Origin of the sequence: Chryseobacterium sp. JK1 (genome assembly GCF_050632815.1) — a bacterium.
Classification (GTDB): domain Bacteria; phylum Bacteroidota; class Bacteroidia; order Flavobacteriales; family Weeksellaceae; genus Chryseobacterium.
This window is the reverse complement of the sequence record NZ_JBODRU010000010.1, coordinates 1-5,272: the sequence shown is the minus strand read 5'-3', so window position 1 is coordinate 5,272 and position 5,272 is coordinate 1. Positions and strand designations below refer to the sequence as shown.

General features: G+C 47.3%; 2 tRNA genes and 3 rRNA genes. All 5 read left to right on the top strand.

From position 1 onward, the window contains the following. The first annotated feature begins 95 nt into the window (after nucleotides 1–95). The 5 genes from ACQ76T_RS25070 (at nucleotide 96) to rrf (ending at nucleotide 5,222) form a co-directional block, all read left to right on the top strand. A 16S ribosomal RNA gene (locus ACQ76T_RS25070) occupies nucleotides 96–1,612 on the top strand. Between the two features lie 213 nt (nucleotides 1,613–1,825). Next, nucleotides 1,826–1,899: transfer RNA gene (locus ACQ76T_RS25065), tRNA-Ile, on the top strand. Between the two features lie 68 nt (nucleotides 1,900–1,967). Further along, nucleotides 1,968–2,041: transfer RNA gene (locus tag ACQ76T_RS25060), tRNA-Ala, on the top strand. 204 nt (nucleotides 2,042–2,245) lie between these two features. Continuing rightward, nucleotides 2,246–5,002: ribosomal RNA gene (locus ACQ76T_RS25055) — 23S ribosomal RNA — on the top strand. Nucleotides 5,003–5,114: 112 nt separating this feature from the next. After that, nucleotides 5,115–5,222 (top strand): 5S ribosomal RNA (gene rrf, locus ACQ76T_RS25050). The 16S, 23S and 5S rRNA genes sit together here with 2 tRNA genes alongside, the layout of an rRNA operon. The last annotated feature ends 50 nt before the right edge of the window (nucleotides 5,223–5,272 follow it).

Genomic DNA, 5,272 nt, shown 5'->3' with positions numbered 1-5,272 from the left:
AAAGCGAAAGATATAAAGATCATTGACATACAATATAACAACCAAGTAAGGAAAAACTAAAGCGTTAAAAAACTTTGAGTGAGTCAGACAAACATACAATGGAGAGTTTGATCCTGGCTCAGGATGAACGCTAGCGGGAGGCCTAACACATGCAAGCCGAGCGGTAGAGATTCTTCGGAATCTTGAGAGCGGCGTACGGGTGCGGAACACGTGTGCAACCTGCCTTTATCTGGGGGATAGCCTTTCGAAAGGAAGATTAATACCCCATAATATATTGATTGGCATCAATTGATATTGAAAACTCCGGTGGATAGAGATGGGCACGCGCAAGATTAGATAGTTGGTGAGGTAACGGCTCACCAAGTCTACGATCTTTAGGGGGCCTGAGAGGGTGATCCCCCACACTGGTACTGAGACACGGACCAGACTCCTACGGGAGGCAGCAGTGAGGAATATTGGACAATGGGTGAGAGCCTGATCCAGCCATCCCGCGTGAAGGACGACGGCCCTATGGGTTGTAAACTTCTTTTGTATAGGGATAAACCTTTCCACGTGTGGGAAGCTGAAGGTACTATACGAATAAGCACCGGCTAACTCCGTGCCAGCAGCCGCGGTAATACGGAGGGTGCAAGCGTTATCCGGATTTATTGGGTTTAAAGGGTCCGTAGGCGGATCTGTAAGTCAGTGGTGAAATCTCACAGCTTAACTGTGAAACTGCCATTGATACTGCAGGTCTTGAGTAAGGTAGAAGTAGCTGGAATAAGTAGTGTAGCGGTGAAATGCATAGATATTACTTAGAACACCAATTGCGAAGGCAGGTTACTATGTCTTAACTGACGCTGATGGACGAAAGCGTGGGGAGCGAACAGGATTAGATACCCTGGTAGTCCACGCCGTAAACGATGCTAACTCGTTTTTGGGTTTTCGGATTCAGAGACTAAGCGAAAGTGATAAGTTAGCCACCTGGGGAGTACGAACGCAAGTTTGAAACTCAAAGGAATTGACGGGGGCCCGCACAAGCGGTGGATTATGTGGTTTAATTCGATGATACGCGAGGAACCTTACCAAGGCTTAAATGGGAAATGACAGGTTTAGAAATAGACTTTTCTTCGGACATTTTTCAAGGTGCTGCATGGTTGTCGTCAGCTCGTGCCGTGAGGTGTTAGGTTAAGTCCTGCAACGAGCGCAACCCCTGTCACTAGTTGCCATCATTAAGTTGGGGACTCTAGTGAGACTGCCTACGCAAGTAGAGAGGAAGGTGGGGATGACGTCAAATCATCACGGCCCTTACGCCTTGGGCCACACACGTAATACAATGGCCAGTACAGAGGGCAGCTACACGGTGACGTGATGCAAATCTCGAAAGCTGGTCTCAGTTCGGATTGGAGTCTGCAACTCGACTCTATGAAGCTGGAATCGCTAGTAATCGCGCATCAGCCATGGCGCGGTGAATACGTTCCCGGGCCTTGTACACACCGCCCGTCAAGCCATGGAAGTCTGGGGTACCTGAAGTCGGTGACCGTAATAGGAGCTGCCTAGGGTAAAACAGGTAACTAGGGCTAAGTCGTAACAAGGTAGCCGTACCGGAAGGTGCGGCTGGAACATCTCATTTTAGAGCGTCTTTAAGACGATAAACAAAATTAGTACCGTAAGGTACAGAACTTACTTAAAGTTCAAGCTTTAGTTTTTTGTTTGGTTGATTTATATTAAAAATACAAAACCCACTAGAAATTAGTAAAGGGATTGAGAGAGACAAAGAAGAAAGAATTAGAGAGAGGCGAATGGTCTATTATCTATTAGTCTATCCTCTTTACGTCTAACAGACAGTCTCGTAGCTCAGCTGGTTAGAGCGCTACACTGATAATGTAGAGGTCGGCAGTTCGAGCCTGCCCGAGACTACTAATTAAAGCGGCTGGCATATAGCTGATGGCAAAAAAGCCAAAAGCAAGTAGCCAACAGCACCTAGAGGGGAATTAGCTCAGCTGGCTAGAGCGCCTGCCTTGCACGCAGGAGGTCAAGGGTTCGACTCCCTTATTCTCCACAGTTTTGGAAGACTGATTTAAAAGTTACGGATGGAGCCAAAAACAACATCTGTTCATCAGTTTGACAAGAAGACATTAAGATCATTGACATTAACGGTAAAGACATCACAAAGAGATAACCGAGCACTTTCGAGTGCCGAGTTTATAAAAATATCGATAAATGCGAATTTATCAAAAAATACTGAACTAATATAATTATTAGGAAAGAAATCGTTAAGGGCGTATGGCGGATGCCTAGGCTTTCAGAGGCGACGAAGGACGTGGTAAGCTGCGAAAAGCTGCGGGGATTGGCACACACGAATTGATCCGCAGATGTCCGAATGGGGCAACCCGGCATGTTGAAGACATGTCATCCCTTAGGGGAAGCAAACCCGGAGAACTGAAACATCTAAGTACCCGGAGGAAAAGAAATCGAAGAGATTCCGTAAGTAGTGGCGAGCGAAAGCGGATTAGCCCAAAAGTCTTTATATGTTTAGAGGAATGTTCTGGAAAGAACAATCGTAGAAGGTGATAATCCTGTACTCGAAAGGCATATTAAGATGATAAATGAGTAGGGCGGGACACGTGAAATCCTGTCTGAATATGGGGGGACCATCCTCCAAGGCTAAATACTCCTGAAAGACCGATAGTGAACAAGTACTGTGAAGGAAAGGTGAAAAGCACTTCGAATAGAAGGGTGAAATAGAACCTGAAACCGTACGCCTACAAGCGGTCGGAGCAGCGTAATGCTGTGACGGCGTGCCTTTTGCATAATGAGCCTACGAGTTAATTTTACTAGCGAGGTTAAGGTATTAAGTACCGGAGCCGGAGCGAAAGCGAGTCTGAATAGGGCGCATAGTTAGTAGGATTAGACGCGAAACCTTGTGATCTACCCATGGGCAGGTTGAAGCTCTGGTAACACAGAGTGGAGGACCGAACCGGTTGACGTTGAAAAGTCTTCGGATGACCTGTGGGTAGGGGTGAAAGGCCAATCAAACTGGGAGATAGCTCGTACTCTCCGAAATGCATTTAGGTGCAGCGTCGTATATAAGTTTATTAGAGGTAGAGCTACTGATTGGATGCGGGGGTTTCATCGCCTACCAATTCCTGACAAACTCCGAATGCTAATAAATGTTCTACGGCAGTGAGGGCATGGGTGCTAAGGTCCATGTCCGAGAGGGAAAGAACCCAGACCAACAGCTAAGGTCCCAAAATATATGTTAAGTTGAAGCAACGCGGTTGGACTGCATTGACAGCTAGGATGTTGGCTTGGAAGCAGCCATTCATTTAAAGAGTGCGTAACAGCTCACTAGTCGAGCGGTCCGGCATGGATAATAATCGGGCATAAACATATTACCGAAGCTATGGATTTGTATTTAAATACATCTGGTAGGAGAGCATTCTATTTGCGCCGAAGCAGTACTGTGAGGTATTGTGGAGCGGATAGAAAAGAAAATGTAGGCATAAGTAACGATAAAGCGGGCGAGAAACCCGCTCACCGAAAGACTAAGGTTTCCTCAGCCATGCTAATCAGCTGAGGGTTAGTCGGGACCTAACGCGAACCCGAAAGGGGTAGTGGATGGACAATGGGTTAATATTCCCATACTTGCTCACACTAAAAAGGGGACGGAGTGCCGTACTTACTGGAGACTGACGGAATAGTCAAGGCCTAGCCTTCGGGCGAAGCTGCTGTAGGGAAAGTGCTTCCAAGAAAAGCCGAAGTGAAGCAACCCGTACCAAAACCGACACAGGTAGTCGAGGAGAGAATCCTAAGGTGCTAGAGTGAATCATGGTTAAGGAACTAGGCAAAATAGTCTCGTAACTTCGGGAGAAGAGACGCCATCAGCAATGGTGGCCGCAGTAAAGAGGCCCAGGCGACTGTTTATCAAAAACACAGGACTCTGCAAAATCGAAAGATGCAGTATAGGGTCTGACACCTGCCCGGTGCTGGAAGGTTAAGGAAGGTGCTTAGGGTTAAACCGAAGGCATTGACTGAAGCCCCAGTAAACGGCGGCCGTAACTATAACGGTCCTAAGGTAGCGAAATTCCTTGTCGGGTAAGTTCCGACCTGCACGAATGGTGTAACGATCTGGGCACTGTCTCAACCATGAGCTCTGTGAAATTGTAGTCTCGGTGAAGATGCCGAGTACCCGCAATGGGACGAAAAGACCCTGTGAACCTTTACTATAACTTCGTATTGACTTTGAGTAAGTAATGTGTAGGATAGGTGGGAGGCTTTGAAGCAGGCACGCTAGTGTTTGTGGAGCCGACGTTGAAATACCACCCTTTACTTACTTGGAGCCTAACTTCTTTTAGAAGGACATTGCGTGGTGGGTAGTTTGACTGGGGTGGTCGCCTCCAAAAGAGTAACGGAGGCTTTCAAAGGTACCCTCAGCACGCTTGGTAACCGTGCGTAGAGTGTAATGGCATAAGGGTGCTTGACTGTGAGACCTACAAGTCGATCAGGTGCGAAAGCAGGACATAGTGATCCGGTGGTTCCGTATGGAAGGGCCATCGCTCATAGGATAAAAGGTACTCCGGGGATAACAGGCTAGTCTCCCCCAAGAGCTCACATCGACGGGGAGGTTCGGCACCTCGATGTCGGCTCGTCACATCCTGGGGCTGGAGAAGGTCCCAAGGGTTGGGCTGTTCGCCCATTAAAGTGGCACGCGAGCTGGGTTCAGAACGTCGTGAGACAGTTCGGTCTCTATCTATTGCGGGCGTTAGATGTTTGAGAGGGCTTGATTCTAGTACGAGAGGACCGAATTGAACAAACCTCTGGTGTATCAGTTGTACCGCCAGGTGCACTGCTGAGTAGCTACGTTTGGAAGAGATAAGCACTGAAAGCATATAAGTGCGAAACTCGCCTCAAGATGAGACATCTTTTAAGGGTCGTTGGAGATGACGACGTTGATAGGCTATAGGTGTAAAGACAGTAATGTCATAGCCAAGTAGTACTAATTACCCGTAGATTTATAGCCTAATATGGCGCACGGAAGTGCAGCAAGGTTACCTCTTTGTGAAAGTTTTTATCGCTTAAAAAGCCACGAGCTTAAGGTTTTTTGCCTTCTGCTTCAAGCTATATACAACCTTTAGGGTGGTTTTAGCGGTGGGGCTCACCTGTTCCCATTCCGAACACAGAAGTTAAGCCCACCAGCGCCGATGGTACTGCTAACGCGGGAGAGTAGGCCGCCGCCAGTTTTTATTTTATTTTTAAAAAATCCTTTATCTTAACGATAAAGGATTTTTTT